General features: G+C 36.9%; 3 protein-coding genes. 2 read left to right on the top strand and 1 reads right to left on the bottom strand.

Going from position 1 to position 5387, the window contains the following annotated elements; all coding sequences use genetic code 11:
* Together ADICYQ_RS08225 and ADICYQ_RS08220 are read left to right on the top strand one after the other, a co-directional pair.
* Nucleotides 1-2819: RHS repeat-associated core domain-containing protein (locus ADICYQ_RS08225; RefSeq protein ID WP_161625587.1), on the top strand; the 2819-nt coding region annotated here is incomplete at its 5' end.
* Nucleotides 2820-2914: 95 nt separating this feature from the next.
* A complete protein-coding gene (locus ADICYQ_RS08220; protein ID WP_146947986.1) occupies nt 2915-3328 on the top strand; it encodes a hypothetical protein in 414 nt (137 codons plus the stop codon).
* Between the two features lie 601 nt (nt 3329-3929).
* On the opposite strand, the gene ADICYQ_RS08215 is transcribed toward ADICYQ_RS08220, so the two are convergent.
* Complete coding sequence (locus ADICYQ_RS08215) at nt 3930-5204, bottom strand: SIR2 family protein (RefSeq protein ID WP_020894167.1); 1275 nt, start codon at nt 5202-5204, stop codon at nt 3930-3932.
* Nucleotides 5205-5387: the final 183 nt, after the last annotated feature.

Below are 5387 nucleotides of genomic sequence, written 5' to 3'. Positions count from 1 at the left end.
ATGCCACAATTAGGGTGCGTGGTTTGCAGACAGGTAAGAAAGTCAAAAACTTGGAGACCGGCGTATTTTATACCACTGCCATGTACTATGATGAAAAGGGGCAGTTGATACAAGCCCTATCCGAACAGCAACTAGGAGGAACCATCAGGCAGTCTATCGCTTACAACTTTGAAGGACAACCCATAGAGACGGTGGTGGAACAAAACCATCCATCTCCCCTGCAAATTTACCGAACCATGAAATACCATGTATCGGGAAGCCTTGCAAGTATGAAGCATGGTATTAACATCAGCTCCGAAGATCAGATGCAAACCCTTGCGACCTATACCTACAATGATCTTGGGCAACAGACCGTAAAGCTCTTTGGGAATGACGTTGGTGATCAAAACTATGACTATTCTATCAGGGGATGGCTAAAAAGCTTGGGTAGTACTAATACTGGCGTATTCAAACAGGATTTTTATTATCATAGTGGTAGCGAAGAAAAGCACTACAATGGAAACATCGCCGGCATAGAATGGTCGGGGCAGGATGGGAAGTCTAGGAGCTATGCTTACCAATATGACAATGCCAATCGACTGTTAGCTGCAAAATTTAATGCAGCAGGGGAAAATAACCATTATTCCCTCCAAGGAATCAGCTATGATGCCAATGGCAATATATTGACTATGGCTAGGTTTAACGAAAAGTCAAATAATACCTATGGAAAAGTGGATGATTTGACCTACAAGTACGATAGCAATGAGGACTTAGGAGGTAGCTATTCCAATAAATTGTTACGCGTCCAAGACGGACTGGTCTCCAATACCTATACGGCAAAAGATTTTAAACCCAATACTGGTTCTCAAGAAGATTACAGCTATGATGCAAATGGTAACCAAACCACCAATCCCGACAAGAGGATTTCTAAGATCAGTTACAACCATTTGAATTTGCCCGAAGAGATCACATTTTCTACAGGAGGAAAAATTAACTTTGCCTATGATGCAGAAGGGAATAAACTCAGTCAGACGGTAAAGGAAGGAAATGGTAAACCCTCCCAAACCCGAGACTATATTGGAGAGCTGGTGTTTCTAGACGGAAACTTGGATTACATGATCCATGAAGAAGGCCGGGTAACTTATGAATCCGGAGTATATCAATATGAGTATTTTGTTAAAGACCATCTAGGCAATGTTCGACAGGTGCTTAGACAGCCTAAAACCGAAACAAAGTTGGCGACCATGGAAAGTCAACATGCCACTAAGGAGAAAGAGAATTTCTCGGGGCTAAGTGCTTCCAGACAAACTGATGTGGAACAGAATGTAACCCTAGGAGGAGATAAGGTGGCTTGGTTAAATGCAGAAAGGGGTAGAATATTAGGTCCATCAAGTACTCAAAAGGTCTTTGCAGGAGACAACATTCACTTGCGCGTCTTTGGCAAGTACCAGGAAGACAAGATACAAAAAACCAATGCAGCGGGTTTCCTTAGCAGTGGAGGGAAAAACAAAATCCTAAATGACCTCAATGAATTGTCCAAAAGCAGCCAGCAAGCAGGAACAGCCAACCCCATAACATTATTAAATATGATAGGGATAGTGACAGCAGACCTTCAGCAAAAGGAAACACCGGAAGCTTACTTGCTGTATGCACTTTACGACAGCGACAATAACCGTTATGAAGTAGGGAAACAGCTCCTTAGCAGAAAAGCCGCCAATCAGCATGAGATTTTAGAAGAAAAATTGTATATTTCTCGTGACGGATACATGGAAACCGTAGTGGTAAATGAAACAGCCGAAGACGTTTGGTTCGATGATTTTAGTATTTCTCGTACCCCCTCAATAGTGATCCAAGAAACACATTATGATCCTTGGGGTTTGGAGTTGACAGGATTGGGGTATCAAAATGGAGGGCTAGATGAAAACAAGTACTTGTACAATGGGAAGGAACTGATAGAAGATAACGGGCTGGAGCATTATGACTACGGGGCGAGGATGTATGATCCGGTGTTAGGTAGGTGGGGAGTTGTGGATCCTTTAGCGGACCTAGCACCAGGTTGGACACCGTACAGGGCATTCTTTAATAATCCAATAACTTATATAGACCCAACAGGACTTTTTGAAACAAGGGCTGAAGCAAAAGAATACAGAAAAGAACACGGTATTAGAGGAAGAATCCAAAAGGATAGTGATGGACTTTTTGCAATTAATGACAGAAAGAACAGTTCTAGCTATTTTAAAGATAGTTCATTAGATGGTTTTGATAATCTTATAGGCCGAGGAGAAGATGGTGTTATAAAAAGCGTATTAGTAACACCAGAGGAAAGTAACTCCACAGCTAGAGTTGTAATGATAATTGATGGCACTGGTGGATTCGGTCAAGGGATGGTTCAATCAGGAGGAAGTATTAGGGTTAGGAATGGAGCATACAATGGCAATCAACTAAGTCCTAAATATTACCAGTCTGGATGGACTGGGGGAAGTAGAGCTCAAATTACCACATATAATATGACAAGAGTTGGTTCCAATATTGGAAGAGGGTCATTGTATGGAAGTTTAGTTTTAGGAGCGTATAATATCAATGAAGCAAATATCCAAGATGGAAGAAGCTTTAGATATAACACTCAAATGGCCACAGCACAAACAGCTGGAGGAATAGCAGGCGGTTGGGCTGGTGCTAAAGGAGGTGCAGCAGCAGGAGCCGCAATTGGTGTTTGGTTTTGGGGAGCAGGAGCTATTCCGGGAGCAATTATAGGAGGTGTATTTGGAGGAGTTGCAGGTGGCTGGATTGGCTCAGAGACAGCAGGAGCAGTAGTAAATGAAATCCATTACAGAAAATAGAAAAGATGGCTTGGTTATCAAATATTGTTTTTTACAATCTATTTAGGTTTGAAAAAAGAACTCAAAAGTTCTTTTCCTATCCAGTATTGTTGTTTTTGAAAAATAAGAAGGTTAAGGAAAGTTATAAGAAAAGAGGGGTTAACAATCCTGAAAAAGAAGTGGTCAAAGCACTTAAAAACCCAGAAGTTGGGGTAAGTAGCATATTATCTGGGGGCCATTTTATTGTTTTATTCTTTCTGTTGACTTTTGGAGTTGTAAATTTTGTTTCCGGTTATTTAAGGACAGAATTTAATCTAAAATTAGCGCATTTTGCAGCTATGGCCTTTTTTTCATACGGTTTTGCTTATTTGTTTTCCTTTCGTGAAGATAGATATCTTGAATATTTTAAAGAGTTTGAAAATCTCCCTAAGAATAAAAAAAATGGATCTGCTTGGATAACATTTTTTATAATATTGGGAGTTTGGACATTTGGTATTGGCAGTTTTGTTTTCCTCAATTACAGGCTTTAATCTGTTTGATATTTACCAAAAGCCCGGCAAGTCCGCAAGCTGGGTGTAGTATTCACTACACCCTTTTATTCCAAACCTCCTTTGAAGTCGTCATCCTTTTCATGCCATTTGAAATGGCATACTAAGGCAGTTCCTAGTAAATGAAAGTTTAAAATTCTGACCACTGTAAGGCTAAGGCTCGAAAATGGCATGCAAACTGATACAAGGTTATCCCATTAATCGGTCAGTATTTATTTGTAATCCCTGTGGAGATAAACTATTTTTAGTTGTAGGAAAGGATTATAAGGGTTTTATCCTGCAAAAACTTAACTTATTGCAAAAATCGACCATGACCAGATCATCCAATTGAGGGCTGAATACTGTTTCTAGATTTCAAAAAGTTAATCAGCAATAAACTGCTCAAGACGATAGTTGAAAGGTCTGAAGATTATTTATGCGCTAGTACTTAAAATTAGGCTTGGTTGAAGTGGAATACTGATAATTCCATCAGTTTTCAATTTAAATTGATAGAAGGGTGTTTTGCAAATTACCCCCATGTTAGATCTTTTGCAAACTCCGTCAGTGGCCTAAAAAAATGATTTCGCTGAGAGGGATACAAATCTTATTCCTTATTTTTCATTATTAAATAATCGCAAAATTTCAAAGTGTAGACTATAACTCTATTATAATAATAGCTGTACATGTTACTACCTAATATTTTTGGACTAGCAGAACAATTTTCAATATAGGTGAAAATTGTTCTGTTAAGTTTTTGATCCAAATTCTTTTCAATAAAACTTGGATCCACTATTACCAAAGATAGGTCTTGCCTGTGTCTCAAGGCAGTTTTGATACACTGATTAATGTGTTCGTCACTGAATGAATAGCCAATAATATAAATAATATTTGTTTTAAAACAGTCTCTGTCAAAAGCAAAATGCATTTGCTTAAAAGGAGGAATCATTGTTTTTTGTGCTTTTTGAAAACCTGTTATTATATTACTTATTAAAATAGGCTTTCCTCTTTCAATTTGAATATTAGAAATATTATAGTTTCCTTGAAGTTGCGGCATATTTGTGCTTAGTATTTCTGGCGAATTTATCCTCCTGTTTCTATTGTCTACTTTCCAGTAAGCCGAACCATGGAGGTTATAAAAAATATTGGAATTTTGATCCTCTAAAATTCTCGATATATCGCATTTAAACTCTTGACTATCCGATTCATTTTCATTCATTTCAAAGCCATCAAAACAGTCTATGCTAACATCATTTAGTAAGACTTTGAAAATCCGATCATAATTTAGAGAATACATTCTTATGGCATTATTTTTTTCTAATGTAGAAATCCATTTTTTAAAATTAATACTAATCTCGGAGTCCTTCTTAATTTCTGATAATGTGCTATTATGAAAGGCATAATCAAAAATTCTATATACTATACTAGTTAGCAGACAAGACAATTCATGTTGTAAATAAAATTGATTAGGGTTTTCATTGTTAAAAGCGTGACGGGCACTATCGTAATCTTGTCCCCTAGGAATTTGAAGTTTGTAATTTGTCTTTCTTTTTCCACCTTTTATCGAATAGTCAAATAATTTCTCAAATTCAAGATCATTTATAAATGATCTCAATAGTGAGGGAGACTGTTTCCCTTTCTTAAATTCAGAATAATAAACAGATAATTCTTCAATTACATTGATAATTGTTTCAAAATTTACGTCATCTTTATCATATACCTTAATTAATTGTTCGTAAATATAGTCTGTTAGTTTTTGTTCTGAATTTGATACTTTAAAACCTTCCTTTCTAATTTGTTCGGTAAGTTCTTGAGTTGTCGGTCCCGCCCAATCAATCATAGCTCCGGCACCAAATAAGAATACGTTATTATTTTTGTTCATTTTCCTTTTCGTTCCTGTCTAAATATATGGACTTAAATAAATAATCCAAACTTCAAACTAAGAATGATTTATGATTTCACAATCCTGTAATCCTATAATGGCTAGGTAATTGATTTTAAATAGCTATTTAATTTTATTTAAAGACGACATAGTTATAGTAAAATGATTGACTACACCCGATAG

Origin of the sequence: Cyclobacterium qasimii M12-11B, from assembly GCF_000427295.1 — a bacterium.
Classification (GTDB): Bacteria; Bacteroidota; Bacteroidia; order Cytophagales; family Cyclobacteriaceae; genus Cyclobacterium; species Cyclobacterium qasimii.
Note: the sequence above shows the minus strand (reverse complement) of the source record. Positions and strands in the feature narration are given on the sequence as shown.

What these genes read in the sequence shown, in the direction of transcription:
- ADICYQ_RS08215 (WP_020894167.1), bottom strand. Translation starts at nt 5,204, where the DNA reads ATGAACAAAAATAATAACGTATTCTTATTTGGTGCCGGAGCTATGATT.